This is a genomic window from Pedobacter cryoconitis, assembly GCF_014200605.1.
In the GTDB taxonomy this organism is placed as follows: domain Bacteria; phylum Bacteroidota; class Bacteroidia; order Sphingobacteriales; family Sphingobacteriaceae; genus Pedobacter; species Pedobacter cryoconitis_B.
In genome coordinates this window covers 23,298-41,191 of record NZ_JACHCE010000002.1, presented here as the reverse complement: position 1 = coordinate 41,191, position 17,894 = coordinate 23,298, and the positions used below count along the sequence as shown (strand labels likewise).

Below are 17,894 nucleotides of genomic sequence, written 5' to 3'. Positions count from 1 at the left end.
CTGCGACTCCTATGGATCTGATTTATAGGCATTAGTGCCCTAAACCACCTAAAATACATGTTTATCCGGTTTGTTAATTTAATGTGGGGTTTTTTGTTTTAAATTTAATGTGAATCTTGAGTAACTGGCTAAATATTTGTGCAAGTCGAAATTTATAATTGTATTGTACACAGGTATTTAAAACGATAATTAACCAAATTAACCTTTTCACTCATGGAGCATAAAGTTCACGTCGAATTGCAAATTGCGGAACAAGATATCCTTTATTACACTTCAATAAAAATCACACAATCCTTTAACCAGCATCATGAATTTGAAATCGTTCTGAATCATGATGTCATTGAGGAAACCGGGTCTTATAAAATTGATCAGTCACAAGGATGGATTGGTAAGCCGTTCGTGCTGAGTCTTGATTTCGGCACTATGAACTTCAAAGGAATTATCTGCGAGGTTGGGTTAGAGCAGAATCACGGTCTAAGAGGTAATCTGGTTGTAAAAGGGTATTCCCCGACGATTTTATTGGAAACAGGAACGCGTTTATATTCTTTTAATGAAACCAGCCTGGCCAATGTGGTTAAGCAAACTGTCAAGTCAGTACCGGTCAACGATCTGGACGTCAACATTGCGCCAGCCTATAAAGAAACCATTCCATATCTTACCCAGTTTAAGGAAAGTAACTTCGGGTTTTTAAACAGGCTCAGTGCTGAGTATGGTGATTTCTTCTACTATGATGGCAAAGTATTGCACTTTGGTAAGCCTGATGATCAGAAAACAGTCAGCCTGGTACATGGACAAGACCTTAGCCTAATGAGGACCGCTGTGAGAATTAAAACACTTAATTTCTCTTATTTTTCTTACAATTCGGAAGAAGATAAAATGATTAATGCAGATAGTCCCGCAGCTCACGAAGGACTAAACCAGTATGCAGAATTTGGAGTTGGCAAAAGCTCAGATATTTTTAACGACAGAGCTAATTATCCAATCAAACCCAGAGTTAAAACTAAGCAGCAGCTCGATGAATTGACCAGCAGACATGCAGCTGCTGATGCAGCCAATCTTTCGGATGTAACCGGAGAAAGTACGAATGCGGCTTTGAGTATAGGTAATATTGCTGAAATCCACGTTTCCAGAAAAGGGCTTGACGGGTTATTTAATAAGGATGAATTTGGTAAGTACCTGATCACAGAGATTTCTCACTTTATCAATGATGTAGGCCGTTATAAAAACACCTTTAAAGGGATCTCAGCAGAGGTTAATGTTGTTCCAAACCACAACGTGAAAAGTCCTGAAGCGGTATCTCAGGTCGGTATTGTAACCGATAATGCCGATCCCAAACAAATGGGAAGAGTCAGAGTGCAGATGCTTTGGCAAAAGAACAATCAAACGACAGACTGGATTCGTGTCTTAACTCCTGATGCAGGTTCAAGTGACCAGTTTAGCCGGAACAGGGGACAGGTATTTATTCCTGAAACAGGTGATCAGGTAATTCTGGGATTCAGACATAATGATCCGGACCGGCCGTTCGTCATGGGAAGTATTTTTAACGGGAAAACAGGAGCTGGTGGTGATGTCAATAATATTAAAAAATCTATCTCTACCCGCAGTGGTCACCTGGTAGAATTTGATGATACAGACGGCAAAGAAACGATTACCATTACTGATAAGAACAATAATATTATCCGGTTTGATACCAACGCTTCCAGTATCGATATCACTGCTCCTGAATTTATTCGTATTCATGCTAAAAATATAGAAATCAGCGCCCAGGAGGACATTAGTTTTACTGCTGGTGATAATATCAATGCTTCTGCTGGTGAAAATACTACGCTGCATTCGGGTAAAGATCAGATCATTGCAGCAGAAAATATTACGATGGTAGCCAATGATAATATCAGTAAAACGGCAAGCCATATAGAGAAAACAGCCGAAAGGATCAATGTCAACAGTACCAAAGAGAACATTGAGCTCCATAGCTCAAAGCAGATTATCAATAAAAGTGGTGGTAATGTTAAATTGTTTTAAACCACGATTATGAGCAGTATCAAATATTTCTCTAAAAACCTTTCAGAAACTTCAGGTAGCTCCAGGTGGTTTGCTACTGATGGGGATATGGAGTTTAGTGCCATTAAAGAGATGGGATTACAAAGTAATCAAAAGGTTAAATACGACAACTACACCCCACCTGAAAAGGGGTCAGACGAATATGAAGTTGAAGTCGTGGCCACTAAATCTAAACTGGAAAAAGGTTATAATGCAGAGGGAACCGGACCTTTGGTAGATGGTTTGATTTTCGGCGGGGCTTACGTTTTTGAAGCTACGCTGTTTAAAAACGGAAAGATACCTACTGATTTTTCTACCATAAAATGGGCATATAGTTATGAAGGAGAAAATGGAAAAGTAGAAGGTGATCTGGATGGTCATACTGGTAAAAAAATAGGTGTTTCTCTGCTGGATCCTGGTCTTTGCGGGCGTAACCTTACTATTTACGCCTATATAAACAGTAAAGAAAGCGGAGGGTCAGTCACAACCTGGGTACATTACAGATTCAGGTATTTTTCCAGACAGGACATCAAAAATGAACTTGCCGAGCGTTTAAAACGCAATTATTTAATTGATCAGAATAACACCTCTTTGTGTGGTATGGCAGCTATTTATTATGTTTTTTTAAGAGTGGCTCCGGCTGATTTTGAAAAGATAGCGCTTGAACTGCACCAGAAAGGTGAAATTAAACTCAATAACTATACGATAAAGCCTGCCAGCTCGATGTATGAAATGGCCCCTCTTGCTGAAAATGAGGATTATCCCGCGATCAGGGAATATAGCAGCGGAACTAAATTGAAAGTTCCCCTATTGATGCCTAAGGTTGACTGGATCGTTTTGGCCAGTACCCGCAGCAGTGAAAGTAATTTAGGGTATAGTGGTAAAAGCGGAGAGACTGTTTCTGCCATTAACTGGGGTTCAGTAATGTTAAAGCTTATGAAAGAGCTGATGGGATATACCACCATTATCGACAATACAGCAATTTCTACAATTGACAAATATCCTGAAATATTAACGACCATGCAGGAAGAATATAATCAGGGATACCAGATTATCATGCTCATTAATTCAAATATGCTTTCAAAAAAAGACAGCTGGATCAATCTGACCAACTGGCATTATATAGTTTTTGAGGGCAATCTATGTATTGATGAGAAGATGAAGGAATGTTCCTTTAATTATTTCAGCTGGGGTAAACTGGTACCCGCTGATACATTCAGTAAAGCAGTTTTTAACTCAAATTTCTATGGCTACTACAAAATCAAGAAATAAGTGGGCGGCTGCGCTTGGTATTGTGGTTATCGCAGCCATTGGTCTCTATGCTTATAAAAAACACGACGATAATAAGTTTAATGAACAGGTTACTGCGAACTGTCAAAGTAAAAAGTATTACGAAATACCTTTAATCTCTCTTACAGGCCGGGATTCATCCAGTATTAAGGATGTTATAGTAGAACTCAGGCGAAATGGACAGACGATAAAAACAGAGCTTGGACTTAAAAAAACTATACATCCGGATCAGTCAGTTGATCTGGATCTTTATGGGATAGGTTCAGCACATACTTTAGTGCAAAAACAAGATACAATACTAATTGGTATAGGCCAGGAAAAGCATGTAATTGCTGGTTTTGCCAGTAATACGATTGAGGTGGATCATGGCGTATTGTTATGTCAGGAAAGCTATGAGATGGATGGTAAGCCCTTTAATAGCGACAGGCCAAATTCAATAGCTAAAAACGGTAAATCAATTTATAATTAAAGAAAAATGAGTACCGGAATCCCTTATAAAGCGCTGCAAAAGACGCTCAAAATGATGTTTACCTCCGAAATCACAGAGAAGAAAGGTCAGGATTATAAAAATCTGATCAGGCTTACTTATGTAGATATCATCCCTGAAAAATCGTCTTTCTGGTCTGGAGAACAAGGTATTAAAGTTATCCGGGAAACAGCACCAGTACATCATCTGCCAGAGAATCGTGCAGATGCTTTTGTTCAGCAGGTATCCAATGCATTATATCATTTGAACTTTAAGATCGGACATAAAGGTATGCCTGTATCCCTGGAGAAACAAGATGAGCTTTGGAAAAGGTGGCTTATGCTCCGTGAGCTCTTAGCTGATTCTTTTACCGGAGACTGGGTAGATGAGATGCTGACTAAGGTAGATCTTAAAATGCTTCCTTCGCCCAATTTATTCCCTCAGGTTATGGAAGACTTGTTTTTAAATGAATATTTCAGAAATATCTATGAATTGAAGTTTGACTCCGGTATAAATCAGCTGCAGCGCAATTTATATGGCTTATTGCCAGAAGTGGTAAAACTTCAGGAGCGTTGGAGTATGAAATCATCAGCTGACTATTACCAGCTCAGGTTTGCTTCAAAATGGACGGGAAATGAACTTGGTGAAAAGCTGAACCATTGGATTAAAATTAAAACAGGCAGTGATGCTGAAGGGAAACCTGAAATTACAGGAAGCGGTTCTTTTCTGGTAAGTAAAGAAACTGGCTGGTGTTCTTCATTGGAGAGTACTTATGCCCTGACTACCGGATCTGGCTATGAAAAAATAATGAAAATAAACCTAAAGTCGATCTAATACTATTTGCTATGTGGAGTACAGAACCAGAAACTATAAGCGAAAAAGAGAGTGCTAAAGGTACCGGTCCGTCATCCGGGCCCCAAAGCGGAGCTCAGGAAACTCATGCGGCAGAACCACCGGCAGCTGGAGAAGAGAGTTCTGCACCTGCAGAGCTATTGGTTTGTCATGGCGCTAAATGCACCTGTGATAAAGCAGCTGATCCTTCGCCAAAAGAATTAAAAGTATTGAGTCATAATAAATATGTGATCAATGATAACGGGGAATCAAAATTATTAGCGACCAATAAAGAAAATGCACTTCCTAACCTTAATTTTGGGCAGTGTAAAGTTCCTAATCCGAATCATCCTGTTCCCTGTACCGGAAAATATGAATGGAAAGACTATTACGATCATGTTGAATTACCTGGCGGGGCTTATGTACTTACGGAAAAAAGTACAGCGATCTGCACAGCTAAAGGTGGTAATATCAGGATTGTTCAGCATGGGCAGCAGGCTAATGTAACCACTCAGGAAGTGGAGAGGGCAAATGCTGGTGCATGGGCGGCTGCAGGCCCTTTGGTTACAGAAGAAATTATACAGACTAAAGAGGCAGCCAATCAGACTGATGAAGATGGGGCAAGTGTAAAATCTGTAGAACCGGTTTTATATGGTAAAGACCAGCCGCTCAATACGCCCATAGAATTTAAAGCCAATTTTAACGGCAATCCTACTGATGCACAGAAACAAGGTGTTAACTGGATTATTTATGATGCAAAAGGGCAGCCTATGCAGCTCAGGACAGATGCAGGAGAAAAAATTACAGTTACCTTCAAAGAGCCGGGTACCTATCTGATTGAAGCTTATGGTAAAAAAGCGGGTGATAAAAAAGTAACTAAGCCCTTCCATATTAAAGCAAATGAAATTGATACGGTTACCACTGCAGATGGCAGTCAGAAGGTAAGGGTGGGTGAACCAATTGAATTTAGATTGAAAAGTCTTTTTCCCGGCATTTCTTTACCAGGGAATACAGAGACAATCAGCTGGACTGTAACTAAAAGTAAAGGGACGGGAGTACCCGTATTATCAAATCTGACAGGTCCTTCAACGCAGGTTACTTGTAATGACGATACCAGTTATGTCGTCACGGCCTATTTTAATGGTGTAGCCAAACAGTCCAAAGTTATAGAAGCCTTAAAGAACGGCATTGAATCTGTCGGTGCCTCTAAAACAAGTGGCCGTGTAAAAGACAGTATTAAATTCACGGTAAAAGACCGGTTCAGGATATCGCCTGCGCGTGAAACAGAGAAAGCATTAGTCAAATGGCAATGTACAGATGCACAGGGTAAGCTGGTCGCTGAATTCAGCTCGAAAACCGGTGAAACTATCGAGTATGTATTTGAGCAGCCTGGCGAGTTTACAATACAGCCTTTTATGGTTCAGGCTTCGCCTAAGGTAGCTGTTAAGATTACTATAGCAATGCCTGTGCTGGTTACTGCACAGTGGGAATATCCGGAAGGCGGGGCAAAGGACAAAACAGGTTGGGATGAGCCTAATCATGCCGCCATGGTTTTCAGGTCGGCAGAGGGATTGGTTTTTGATCTGGAATATGGGTATCTGGACAAAGAGAACAAACCGAAACCACTGCATGTAATCACTGGCTTGAAGATTCCGGAAAGCCAGATCGTTGACCTAAAAGGATATGATTTTACACCCTTACGCAGTAAATACGGTAAAGCGCTTCAGGAAGGCACTTATTTCTATTTCAAAGTGAATTGCCAGAGTAAGGATTACAATATCGTGAATACCGGGGTTTTACAGCCGCAAAAGAAATTGCAATTGGTTACCGGAGAACAGCTTGTCAGTATTGAATTTCTAAAAGCAGGTAAACCTGTGATGAGAGCAGAATACGGAGACGCCCTGAAATGCAGGATACGGACAAGAAACCTTCCTGTTTCCAGTGCCAGAGTTAAAATCCTGCGCAAAGAGCGCTTGTTTGGGATTGATGGGCTTTATCCTGATACGTCTGTTCATGATAAGACCTATCCGATAGTGAATGGCGGACTGATCCAGTTTGATTTTGTTTTAGATAAAAGTTGGGGGAGCAGTCTCAGTGATAATCTACATAGTTTTTATGTAGTGGTAGACGGGGTGAAAACTAAGGGATTGAATAGTTCACTGATTGTGTATAAAGAAGCCGTTGCAGCAAATGGTGGAAAAGCAATGGCAGGGGTTAATAAAATGCCTCCCGGTCAGACAGCAGGAAAATGTTTCTGTAAAGATCAGGATCTGGTCTGGGGTAATAAAATTACCTGTGCTGAGAGGAAAAAGGTCGTGGAGGTTGCTAAGAATTTAGGAATAGATCCAAATTGGCTCATGAGCGTGATGGCTTTGGAGACCTCCAGGACTTTTAGCCCTTCGATTGATAATGGGATTGGATATGTAGGCTTAATTCAATTTGGGGCTGCCGCTGCAGAGACTGTAGGTACTACACAGGCTAAACTGGTTAAGATGACTTTTGTTGAGCAGATGGACTATGTTCAGAAATTCCTGATTGGTAAAAAAGATAAATATAAAACGCTTGCAGATCTGTACCTGGCGGTTTTATATCCCGCGGCATGCGGACATGGCAGCGAAAAAGATTATGTCGTTTTAGAAGGGAAAGCTTACCGGAACAATCCTGCTTTTTTTAAGGAAGATGATGAGTTTGTAGAAAAAATCAGAAAAGGAAAGAAGGTAAAGGTAAGGGGGCCAAAGGAAGGCGGGAAGACTTATGTATGGGAAGTCGCACTGGCGATACAAAGTTTGTATACAGAAGGGCTGGGGCTTAAAGAAAGTACATTTAGTTGCGGGGCTGTTCCAAAACCGAATAATGACCAGTCTGGAGATGGGGTTTTAGAGGAAATGAAAAAACTGGTGGATCAGCATATTCCATACAGTCAGTCTGGTGTGAGAGATTCTCTTTCAGAAGAAGGGCTTAAAAAGCTGGATTGCTCAGAGACGGTCGCAATTTATCTTTATAAACTAGGCGTGATGCCAACTTATTCGGCACTTTATACAGGAGTAATGACTACGCAAAGTGATTTTAGAACGGCTATAGGAAGTACAAATATTGATCTTGTTGCAGGCAGTACGGCCGAAGATTTCAAACCGCAAAGGGGAGACATCTTTGTTTTCAGGGAATCTGATGGTTCAGGGCATACCGGAATTGTTTACGAGTACGATGCTAAAGGCGATATCGTGACTATTCTGGAAGCTATTGGAAGTGGAGGGGCAGTAAGTGAAAGCAACCAGGTTAAAAACGGCGGATATGCCGGCAAAGGTTGTTCAAGGACGGCGAAATATAAAAGATTGGGGGGAGCGTTATACGGACACGCAGGTTTTAAAGGATATTTCAGACCTAAGAATTACACGAAAAAATTATAAATTACATTACAATTATTAGCTTAAAATAAATGAATATTTCAAAAATGAAACCCCTGCTGCTTTTTGCACTTGTTTTTTTTCTGTTTAGTTGTCAGAATACTTCAGAATCTAAAGGAAAAGATCATGTAGTTGCTGAAATAACTTCACCAGACTTTGATAGGATACTGAAATGTAAGAACTACACTTATGAGGAGAACTACTTTTTAACTGCTGATGCAGGGTGTCTTTATAATCCTAAAGGAGAGAATACTTTTGGTAACCTGATCACTTATCTGATTCCGAAAAAAGCGCTGAATATCAATGAAGATAATAGCGTGAGTGAAACAAAGAAAGTGAATAACCTTAGTATAGCGCAGCTGAAAGAAGATTTTAATATTTATGTATATGTAATTGATAAAAAATATCTGAATTATAATAAGACTGGTGATCCTGTTTATTATCAGAAGGATGATTTTGCTGAAGATTTATACACTTATGATAGTAAAAGTCGAAAATGGAGCCTTATAGATTCTGTGAGTGTGACCAGTACAGATCATACTAAAGAACAAACCTGGAGGGACGGTTTTATTCAAAAACAGGTTACCCAGTTAACGGTTAAGCCCACTAAAGTTTCCACCGCAGGTAAAATCTCTGAAAAGTGGTATGGAACTTATAGTTTTACTACAAATGAAGATAAAGAAGACTGGCGGGAACAGCAGAAAGTATCACTTTTGATTACAAAAGATTCTATTATATATCATGCTGAAGGTTATCAGATAGATCAGACCTATCAGCTTTCAGGAAAAGAGAATGGCGGTGCATTGATGCTGGACTATCTGAATGCAGCTGGTCATACTGAAAGTGCTGTATTAGACAAAACGAAAGATTTCGGGACAATTGTAAATGAAAATAAAAGTTATACCTGGTCTTCACCGTATTTAGACCTTAGTTTTGGTGGTGGAAAAAGTAAAGTTTATGTGCTGAAAAAGAAATAGCTGGTAAAGCTATTTATCCTGAGCTCAATAAATCCACCTCTTGCTGCGCATACTCATTAGCCCATAACTCCAGAGCACTTAAACCGGAGCAAGGGCTTTGCCTTTATCAGAGAGCTTGTAATAGACCTTTAACAGGAACGTCTGCAGTTCTTTCCTGATCAAATAAATAATAAAGTATGATAGCTTTCCACTGGCTCCAAAAGGTATTTATGAACCTTTTATGAATACAAATACTAAGCTAAGGAACCCTTTGGTTGATATACTGAAAGTTTGTGATTATGCTGCTAAAGCAAGTATTTATATTGTTCACCTTGAAGCGGCCAATCATGGTACAGAAAGCCGAGCACAGATCCAAAATTCAATAGACAGCATAATTTATCTTTTAGATATGTGGTACCTGAAGATGGGACATATTTGTTTTAGAGGAACTATTTTGTATCCGGACCTGAATAGAGGCGTGGAAATTTCTTTGTGGATCAAGATAATAATCAAAAGTGGCAGCTTCTCCATAAGCTATGGAGAGGCGGTCTTTTATATTCTTTACCCCAATACCATAGCTTGGTAGTGCGCTATTAGTGACTTGCCGGTTTGAGGTCTCAATACTCAAAATAGAATTAGCGTAGTTTATTTTTATTTCGGCGGGTCTTTCCGGATCATTAAGCTGACCATGTTTTAAGATATTCTCTGTCAGTGTCATTAATATCAGCGGTATAAAATCCATAGCAAGAGACTCTTTATTATACGTGAATTTTAATTGTGCCTGATTTACCTGTCTTGCCTGATGTAAAAGAAGAAAGTTCTCTATCAGGCTAATTTCCTTTTCCAGTTTTACAAAGCCCGATGAGGCCTCTTTACTTAATGCATATTGCATAATATCAGATAAAGACTGAATACTTTCAGCAGCTGTTGGCGCAGATTCAAGAGTCTCATTGTATAAATAAGCTAAAGTATTAATCAAAAAGTCAGGATTAATCTGTGATCTGAGAAACGTATTCTGTGTAATAACCAGCTCACTTTTAATTTCTTTTTCCAGAATCAGGTTTTTAAGTTCCTGCTCTTCCATTTCTTCTACCAGCTGTCTTTGTTTGCGGATACGTAATAAAAAATAATATCCGGTTCCATAGAACATAAAATAAATAAACCGGTAAGTTATAGTTGATAAACTGGTTATACAGAATTCGTATCCCTTTAAATTACTGGTATCCGAATTCTTGTAAAACAGCAGGTCTGATTGTTGTTTGATATAGACAAAGAGCAATATTTCAATTAATATTAAAAGGGGTAAACTATATTTGAAAAGCTTGTTTGGGCTTTCCAGCGTATATTTCAAGAGTATTTCGGCATGGAAATAGAACGATAAGATATAAAAAAAGTAAGTAAATACATAGGCTCCGGGTGTTGCAAATGCGCCCAATAACAACCATAGAAAAACTATTTCATAAGTGAGATAGATACCCCAGGCGAGGAAGTGGTATTTGTATTTTTTCAAAAAAATGAGCAGGTCAGTCATCATGGCTTAAAATTGCAATTGGATATGCGTATGAAAGTAATTTTGTGAATCGCGGTGATAGTGAAAGCCGACTTTTTCTTCATAAGCCATTGACAATCTGGTACGGATGTTTTTCAGGCCTGAGTCGTAGAATGAAATTTGGTTCCCGGCAACTTCATAGTGAGCAGTTTGAATATATAAGATTGAATTATCTACGTTTATACGGAGTTTTGCAGGTTGATGAGGATTGTCGAGCTGACCATATTTAATGATGATTTCAGTAAGCGCCATAAGTATCAGCGGAATAATATGAAGTGTTAAAGCGTCATTGGTATAAGATAATTCCAGGTGTACCTGATAGGTTTGTTTGGCCTGATGTAAAAGAAGAAAGCTTTCCAGGAGGCTAATTTCATTTTCGAGTTTCACCTGTCCGGACGAGATTTCCTTACTCAAAGCATATTGCATAATATCAGATAAAGACAAAATACTATCAGCCGCTTTTGGTGCTGATCTCCGGGTCTCATTATAGAGATAACTTAATGTATTAATTAAGAAATGCGGGTTGATTTGCGCTCTCAGGATCGCATTTTGAGTGAGCATTAACTCATTCTTGACCTCTTTCTCTAACAGAATTGTTTTAAGCTCCTGCTGCCTCATTCTTTTGATCTGCTGTTTTTGCTGCAGATTACGTTTAAAAAAATAATAAGCAGTACTGAGACCTATAAAATAAGTTCCCCGCCACACTTTTGTAATGATCAATAGTTTGAGTGACAGTGGTTCTTCGTTAGCATAGCTTGCATCTCTGAGTGTATAGAGATATTTTTCACCAAAGAAACTGATGATTAAATAGGCAGTAAGTTCAATTAGAATTAAGAGTGGAATACTGTATTTAAAAAATGCTCTTTTTGTGTTCACTGCATAGGTAAGCAGGATATGAGCGTGAAAATAAAAGAAGAAGATACCTAGAGAATAGGCAAAGATATACTCTTTTACAGCGCTTAGTCTAAGTCCGATAAATCGTTCCATAATCAGTTCATAAGCAATAAAGATGCTCCAGACCAGAAAATGATATTTGTATTTGTTTAAGAAAGGGGTATCCTTCATTTTTTTAAATATAGAATGGCTTAGGTCTGCACCTCAATGGAGGCATAAAAATAGTTCTTTGAATCCAGGTGATAGTTAAAAGATGCCGCATCTCCATAAGCTAAATAAAGGCGTTCTTTGATATTCTTCAGGCCAATACCATGACTGGGTATCTTACTGTGGCCAGATTCTTTGTTTGAGGTTTCAATACACAGGATAGAATTTGCATAAGTTATCTTAATTTCAGCAGATTGCGTTGGATCATCCAGTTTACCATGCTTTAAGATATTCTCTGTCAGCGTCATGAGTACCAGGGGAATAAAAGAGATAGACAGGGATTCCTTTGTATAAGAAAATTTAAATTGCGGCTGATGTACCTGTCTTGCCTGGTGTAAAAGAAGAAAGTTCTCGATCAGGCTGATCTCTTTTTCCAATTTTACAAATCCGGATGAGGCTTCTTTACTGAGTGCGTATTGCATAATATCAGCTAAGGAGAGAATACTTTCTGCTGCTTTAGGAGCAGATTCACGCGTTTCATCATACAAAGAACTCAAAGTGTTGAGCAGGAAATCCTGATTGATCTGTGACCTGAGGAATGCGTTTTGAGTTAATATCAGTTCATTCTTAATTTCTTTTTCCTGTATCAGATTTTTAAGTTCCTGTTCCTGCATTTCTTCCACCAGTTGTCTTTGGAGACGGACACGTTTAAGAAAATAATATCCTGTACTATAACCCAGAAAGTACATGGGTCTCCACACCATTTCTGCCAAATTGGTCAGGGTGATATGTTGTCCGTACTGCATATTATGCTTTAAATATCTCTGAACTAATATTTCAGAACCATGTTTTAATAAGATAAAAAGTGCCAGTTCAATTAAAACAGCAAAGAATAAAAGAATCGGCCTGACACCCTTTCTATTCTGCAAAGTATATTTTAATAAGACATTTGCATGAAAATAAAATAGGGGGATGTAAAAAGTGCTATAAAAAATATAATAATCTATAGTGGTGAATTTCCCGGCAAGTATTCCTGTAAAGATTACTTCATAGGCTGTATAAATACCCCATACTATAAAATGGTATTTATATTTACTTAAGAAGTTCAGCAAGGAATCAGTCATCAGTTTAATTCAAGTTTGATATAAGTGTGAAAATAATTTTGTGAATCAAGGTGAGAGTTGAAGACTACCTTTTCTCCATAAGCCATTGCTAGCCTGTTGCTGATGTTTTTTAAGCCTGTATTATAATTGGAAACCGGATTCTTCATCGCTTCCGGGTTTGACGTATTAATATATAAGGCAGCGTTATCATAAACTATCTTAATCTCCGCAGGTTTCAGCGGGTTATCAAGCTGACCGTGTTTAATCATATTTTCAGTAAGTGACATCAGGATCAGGGGGATAAAAATAACAGATAGCGCTTCACTATTATAAGACAGGTTCAATTGCATTTTATAGGCCTGTCTTGACTGATATAAAAAAAGAAAATTCTCTATCAGTTTAATTTCACTCTCCAGGGTCACATATTCGGAAGACGCCTCTTTACTTAAAGCATATTGCATAATATCAGATAAAGAAAGAATCCTTTCGGCTGCTTTTGGTGCTAATTTGCGCGTCTCATTGTATAAATAACTGAGGGTATTCAGTAAGAAATGTGGATTGATCTGCGCTCTCAGTAAAGCATTTTGAGTTAATATCAGCTCATTCTTAATTTCTTTTTCTAATAAAATTGTTTTAAGCTTCTGTTGTTTCATTTTCTTCACCTGCTGTCTTTGCCGAAGATCATGCAGAAAAAAATAATAACCTGTGCTAAGGCCTATTGCATAAATATATCTCCAGATCTTTGCAAAGATATATAGGTGGACAGGCTTGGTTAATTCAGTGCTTTTAAGTCTTATATATTCATAAATATATTTTCTGATCAGATATTCTATGACAAGATAAAAAAGGATTTCAACCAGGATGAATAGCGGCAGGCCATACTTAAGCAATTTGCTTTTTGTCTCCAGTGTATATTTGAGTATGACATGTGCATGAAGATAAAAAATGGAAATACCCAGAGTATAAGCAACGATATACACTATAGCGGGAGCCATTTCAGGACCATGCAGCCAGCGTATAAATATCTCGTAGGCAACGAAGACGCTCCAGACCAGAAAGTGGTATTTATATTTTTTCAGGAAAGCAAGAATAATACCGTTCATTTTATCGGGGAGCTTAAATCTGGATTACAATAGAAGTATTAAAATAACGTTTTGAATCGAGATGATAATTAAAAGAAGCGGATTCTCCGTAAGCCAGTGACAGGCGCTCTTTAATATTTCTTAAACCAATACCATGACCGGGAATCTGGCTACTGCTGGATTCGTAATTTGATGTTTCGATACGGAGGACTGAATTTTCATAGTTTATTTTAATTTCGGCAGGTTTATTTGGGTCATTAAGCTGGCCATGTTTTAAAATATTCTCCGTTAGCGTCATAAGTATCAGGGGGACAAACCTGATAGGTAAACAAGCCTGATTATAGGTTAACTTTAATTCTGCCTGGTGTACTTGTCTTGCCTGATGTAAAAGAAGAAAAGTTTCTATAAGCCTGATCTCATTCTCCAGTAAGACATTTCCAGATGCTGCTTCCGTACTTAAAGCATACTTCATAATGTCTGACAAAGAGAGAATGCTTTCTGCAGCTTTTGGCGAGGTCTGCAGGGTCTCATGATGTAAATAGTTGAGCACATTAATTAAGAAATCAGGATTGATCTGCGCTTTCAAAAAGGCATTCTGAGTTAAAATCAGCTCATTCTTAATTTCCTTCTCCTGGATAATCCTGTTTAATTCTTGTTGTTGCATTTCGGCTACAAGCTGGCTCTGACGCTGGCTATGGACTAAAAAGTAATACCCAGTACTATAACACAGAAAATAAAGTGGCCTCCAGGTAAAACCAATGATAAGTTGTTTGTCAACCTTATAATCTTCTTCTAAGAGAATATGCGCCACATATTTATAGAATATAACCTCGCAGCCATATTTCAGGCAAATGAAGACAGCCAGTTCCAGTAAAACAAAAAATAATAAGCTAAATCTAAATGCCTTACTGGGAGAATTCAGAATATATTCGAGGACGACATTTGCATGGAAATAAAATAAGAAAACATAAAAAATATAATGGAATATGTAGATTTCCGGTGCTGCTAATTTTTCCGTCAGCATACCTACCAGGATTATTTCGTAAGCAAAAAATAGCCCCCATACCAGGAAATGGTACTTGTATTGATTGGCGAAATTAAGTATCAGACTTTTCATAATCTAAAACTGTACTCTTGTACAGGTATAAAAATAATTTTCTGTATCAAGATTTGAATAAAAGGTAGCATTTTCGCCATAGGCCAGGAATAACCGTTTGACTATGTTTTTTAAGCCAGTATCGCGATCATCCGGATGCTCAATTATAGGTTCATGGTTGGAGGTCTCAATGCATAAAATTGAATTCTTGTATCTGATTTTGATCTCCGCGGGTTTTAGTGGGGTATTTAACTGATTGTGTCTGATGATATTTTCTGTTAGCGTCATTAAAAGCAGGGGAATGAACAAAATAGACAAGGCTTCTTTGTTATAGCTTATTTTTAATGGGGTTTGCTCTGGCTGGATAGTCTGATGCAAAAGAAGAAAGTTTTCTATCAGGCAGATTTCTTTTTCAAGTTTAATATATCCGGATGACTCCTCCTTGCTTAAGGCATATTGCATAATATCAGTTAGGGACAAAATAGTCTCTGCAGCTTTTGGGGTTTGCTTACGGGTCTCATTATATAAATAACTCAGGGTATTAATTAAGAAATGAGGATTGATCTGTGCCCTTAGTAAAGCATTTTGTGTCAGTATCAGTTCATTCTTAATTTCTTTATCCAATATGATTTGCTGAAGTTCCTGCTGCTTTAGTTTTTCTACAATATCCTTTTGCTGTTGATTATACTTTAAAAAATAGTACCCTGTTCCGTAACCCATAAAAAGAACGGTTCTCCATATACTCATGATATAGTAATTTCTGGAGCCAATTATAAAGCCTGCTGTTTCTTTGACTCCTATATATTGATAAAATATTGAATCACCAGCGTATTTGAAGATGACAAATAATAAAAGTTCAAAGGGAATTAGAAATATCAGACTATATTTAAAAACCTTGCTTCTATTCTTTAAATCACATTTCAGAAGAAAATTTGCATGAAGATAAAAGATCGAGACATTTACAGTGTAATGGAAAATATAGTTCTTGAATGGTGTCTGATCTCCGTAACCTATACGTTTAATAATTATTTCATAGCAGATAAATACACTCCAGGTTAGAAAATGGTATTTATATTTATCTAAGAAAACAAGTAAAGCAGCTTTCATATTGATCTGATCAGGCTATGATGATTTAGGAGGCTTAACCCGTCCAGAAACTACTGTGTTTTTTTTAACGTAATCAAAAAAAGATTTCCGGTAAGTGTTTCCAATAGGAATCTGGATACCTTTATCCATGATAATCACATTCCCTTCCACTATTTCGATCTTGTTTTTAGCGATTACAAATGATTTTTGCACCTGTAGCAGGTTATCTAACTGATTTAAAGTATGAAGTGCTTCTTTTAAGGTAAGATAGGTAATAATACTATCCTTATCGGTATGGACAATAATATAATTATCTCTTGCTTCCAGGTAAACTACATCTGCGGGATTAACTTTGGTTACTTTATTTAATACACCCGTTTTAATGAATATTTCTGATTTGGGTAGAACCGTAGACTGGCTTTTCCCGATTTTCTTAATGATCTTCTCTATCGCTGCTATAAACTTAGGAAAAGTAACGGGTTTTATAATATACTGATCCGCTTCCAGTTCAAAAGCTTCTACTGCATATTGATGATAAGCCGTTGTGAATAATAAAAAGCGGGTCTTTGGTCTTAGTATTTTGGCCAGATCCATTCCCGACATGCCGGGCATATTAATATCTAGGAAAATGATGTCAATATTATCTTCTTCAGTTATCTCTGTCATGGCAGTTATAGGCTGCGAGTAAACCTTCAGCAGACTTAAATTAGGCATGTTTTGAATATGATCTGTCAGCAATTCAATTGCATGGTTTTCATCTTCTATGATCACACAGTTTAATATCATGAATAGGTAATAATAGGTAATAATAGTATGGTAGTTTCTGGATTTCTTAAGCTATAAAAAAACTAAATTACAATAGATTCCTGTTAATTGAACATTAAAAATTACAATACAGCTGATTGTTTTTAAACAAGATTATATCCATTGTTATACATTAGCAGTTATTTAATAAAAGAATATGAAAGCACTAACGTTTTCCAGCTTTGGCGGATCAGAAGTATTAGCCTATATAGAAATACCTCAGCCAGTTTTAAAAGAAGGAGAAATATTACTGGAGATGAAAGCCATAGGCCTGAACTTTGCGGATATTTACCGCAGGAAGGGAAATTATCACCTGACCGGAGAACCACCTTATATTGCTGGTTATGAGGGTGCCGGCATCGTTGCTGATGCGAATAATCACCCTGAATTCAATATTGGGGACAGAGTTGCTTTTGCAGATGTACCTTTTGCTAATGCAGAATATGTCGCAGTACCTGTTAGCCATGCTTTAACCTTACCAGAAGATATTAGTTTTGAAACTGCCGCTGCAGTTTTATTGCAGGGACTAACAGCACAATATCTGGCTACAGACAGTCATCACACTAAACCCGGAGAGATCGTATTAATTCACGCTGTCGCTGGAGGAGTGGGGCAGCTGCTCACACAAATCACTAAGATTTTGGGCGGTACAGTCATTGGGCTGACTTCTTCGGAAGAAAAAGCGGCTATCGCTCTGCAAAACGGAGCTGATCAGGTTTACTTATACAGTGATAACTGGAAAGAACAAGTCACTTTATTTGCTGCGGGCGGTGTGGACGTAGTTTATGATAGTATCGGCAGTACATTACAGGATAGTTTTGAGGTGACTAAAGATTGCGGACAGGTTGTGTTTTTTGGGATGAGTGGCGGAGATCCTGCTTTTGTAGATCCAAGAATGCTGATGGATGGTTCCAAAACCCTCACAGGCGGTGATTTGTGGAGTTACCTGACTTCAAAAGCAGAACGGATAAAAAGATCAGGCCAGTTATTTGAATGGATCAGTACTAAAAAGATTTCTTTGTCCGATCCTGCGTCTTTTAAATTATCAGATGGAAAAGCGGCTCATGACTTTCTGGAGAGCAGAAAAAGTACGGGTAAAATAATTATGGTACCTTAATTGCTTTAAATTCAACTCTATATTTTGAA

At 38.0% G+C, this 17,894-nt stretch carries 14 protein-coding genes; 7 read left to right on the top strand and 7 right to left on the bottom strand.

Annotated features, from left to right (window positions below):
• Nucleotides 1-213 precede the first annotated feature (213 nt).
• The 6 genes from HDE68_RS06180 to HDE68_RS06155 are packed head-to-tail and all read left to right on the top strand — an operon-like array spanning nt 214 to nt 9,008.
• The gene (locus HDE68_RS06180; protein ID WP_183880059.1) at nt 214-2,022 is read left to right on the top strand and encodes a type VI secretion system Vgr family protein; all 1,809 of its coding nucleotides are present in this window, start codon (nt 214-216) and stop codon (nt 2,020-2,022) included.
• Nucleotides 2,023-2,031: 9 nt separating this feature from the next.
• Nucleotides 2,032-3,312 (top strand): hypothetical protein, encoded by a 1,281-nt coding sequence (locus tag HDE68_RS06175; protein ID WP_183880057.1) that lies wholly within the window; start codon nt 2,032-2,034, stop codon nt 3,310-3,312.
• Entirely contained in the window at nt 3,287-3,799 is a 513-nt protein-coding gene (locus HDE68_RS06170) for a hypothetical protein (protein WP_183880055.1), read from the top strand. Before HDE68_RS06175 ends, HDE68_RS06170 begins: the two co-directional genes overlap by 26 nt.
• A 6-nt stretch (nt 3,800-3,805) precedes the next feature.
• The gene (locus tag HDE68_RS06165; protein ID WP_183880053.1) at nt 3,806-4,630 is read left to right on the top strand and encodes a hypothetical protein; all 825 of its coding nucleotides are present in this window, start codon (nt 3,806-3,808) and stop codon (nt 4,628-4,630) included.
• Nucleotides 4,631-4,641: 11 nt separating this feature from the next.
• Nucleotides 4,642-8,034, top strand: coding sequence for a PAAR-like protein (locus HDE68_RS06160; protein WP_183880051.1), 3,393 nt, complete (start codon nt 4,642-4,644; stop codon nt 8,032-8,034).
• Nucleotides 8,035-8,063: 29 nt separating this feature from the next.
• Nucleotides 8,064-9,008 carry a hypothetical protein gene (locus tag HDE68_RS06155; RefSeq protein ID WP_183880049.1) on the top strand — a complete coding sequence of 315 codons (945 nt, stop codon included), beginning with the start codon at nt 8,064-8,066 and terminating at the stop codon, nt 9,006-9,008.
• 382 nt (nt 9,009-9,390) lie between these two features.
• Here HDE68_RS06155 and HDE68_RS06150 read toward each other — a convergent pair whose 3' ends face one another.
• From HDE68_RS06150 to HDE68_RS06120, 7 genes are all read right to left on the bottom strand, one after another.
• Complete coding sequence (locus tag HDE68_RS06150) at nt 9,391-10,497, bottom strand: sensor histidine kinase (protein WP_183880047.1); 1,107 nt, start codon at nt 10,495-10,497, stop codon at nt 9,391-9,393.
• Between the two features lie 27 nt (nt 10,498-10,524).
• On the bottom strand, nt 10,525-11,601 hold the full coding sequence (locus HDE68_RS06145; protein ID WP_183880045.1) for a histidine kinase: 1,077 nt from the start codon (nt 11,599-11,601) through the stop codon (nt 10,525-10,527).
• Between the two features lie 20 nt (nt 11,602-11,621).
• Complete coding sequence (locus tag HDE68_RS06140; protein WP_183880043.1) at nt 11,622-12,701, bottom strand: sensor histidine kinase; 1,080 nt, start codon at nt 12,699-12,701, stop codon at nt 11,622-11,624.
• On the bottom strand, nt 12,701-13,783 hold the full coding sequence (locus HDE68_RS06135) for a sensor histidine kinase (protein ID WP_183880041.1): 1,083 nt from the start codon (nt 13,781-13,783) through the stop codon (nt 12,701-12,703). The genes HDE68_RS06140 and HDE68_RS06135 overlap by 1 nt, the downstream gene beginning before the upstream one ends.
• Before the next feature lie 13 nt (nt 13,784-13,796).
• Nucleotides 13,797-14,879, bottom strand: a complete 1,083-nt coding sequence (locus tag HDE68_RS06130; protein ID WP_183880039.1) for a sensor histidine kinase — start codon at nt 14,877-14,879, stop codon at nt 13,797-13,799.
• 3 nt (nt 14,880-14,882) lie between these two features.
• Complete coding sequence (locus tag HDE68_RS06125) at nt 14,883-15,605, bottom strand: histidine kinase (RefSeq protein WP_183880037.1); 723 nt, start codon at nt 15,603-15,605, stop codon at nt 14,883-14,885.
• A 375-nt stretch (nt 15,606-15,980) separates the two neighbouring features.
• Nucleotides 15,981-16,730 carry a LytR/AlgR family response regulator transcription factor gene (locus HDE68_RS06120; RefSeq protein WP_183880035.1) on the bottom strand — a complete coding sequence of 250 codons (750 nt, stop codon included), beginning with the start codon at nt 16,728-16,730 and terminating at the stop codon, nt 15,981-15,983.
• Nucleotides 16,731-16,905: 175 nt separating this feature from the next.
• Here HDE68_RS06120 and HDE68_RS06115 point away from each other — a divergent pair, with 175 nt between their 5' ends.
• A complete protein-coding gene (locus tag HDE68_RS06115) occupies nt 16,906-17,865 on the top strand; it encodes a quinone oxidoreductase family protein (RefSeq protein WP_183880033.1) in 960 nt (319 codons plus the stop codon).
• The last annotated feature ends 29 nt before the right edge of the window (nt 17,866-17,894 follow it).

Bases quoted from the DNA above. Each gene is read 5' to 3' on its own strand.
- HDE68_RS06180 (WP_183880059.1), top strand. From the start codon at position 214: ATGGAGCATAAAGTTCACGTCGAATTGCAAATTGCGGAACAAGATATC.
- HDE68_RS06175 (WP_183880057.1), top strand. From the start codon at position 2,032: ATGAGCAGTATCAAATATTTCTCTAAAAACCTTTCAGAAACTTCAGGT.
- HDE68_RS06170 (WP_183880055.1), top strand. From the start codon at position 3,287: ATGGCTACTACAAAATCAAGAAATAAGTGGGCGGCTGCGCTTGGTATT.
- HDE68_RS06165 (WP_183880053.1), top strand. From the start codon at position 3,806: ATGAGTACCGGAATCCCTTATAAAGCGCTGCAAAAGACGCTCAAAATG.
- HDE68_RS06160 (WP_183880051.1), top strand. From the start codon at position 4,642: ATGTGGAGTACAGAACCAGAAACTATAAGCGAAAAAGAGAGTGCTAAA.
- HDE68_RS06155 (WP_183880049.1), top strand. From the start codon at position 8,064: ATGAATATTTCAAAAATGAAACCCCTGCTGCTTTTTGCACTTGTTTTT.
- HDE68_RS06145 (WP_183880045.1), bottom strand. From the start codon at position 11,601: ATGAAGGATACCCCTTTCTTAAACAAATACAAATATCATTTTCTGGTC.
- HDE68_RS06140 (WP_183880043.1), bottom strand. From the start codon at position 12,701: ATGACTGATTCCTTGCTGAACTTCTTAAGTAAATATAAATACCATTTT.
- HDE68_RS06135 (WP_183880041.1), bottom strand. From the start codon at position 13,783: ATGAACGGTATTATTCTTGCTTTCCTGAAAAAATATAAATACCACTTT.
- HDE68_RS06130 (WP_183880039.1), bottom strand. From the start codon at position 14,879: ATGAAAAGTCTGATACTTAATTTCGCCAATCAATACAAGTACCATTTC.
- HDE68_RS06125 (WP_183880037.1), bottom strand. From the start codon at position 15,605: ATGAGTATATGGAGAACCGTTCTTTTTATGGGTTACGGAACAGGGTAC.
- HDE68_RS06120 (WP_183880035.1), bottom strand. From the start codon at position 16,730: ATGATATTAAACTGTGTGATCATAGAAGATGAAAACCATGCAATTGAA.
- HDE68_RS06115 (WP_183880033.1), top strand. From the start codon at position 16,906: ATGAAAGCACTAACGTTTTCCAGCTTTGGCGGATCAGAAGTATTAGCC.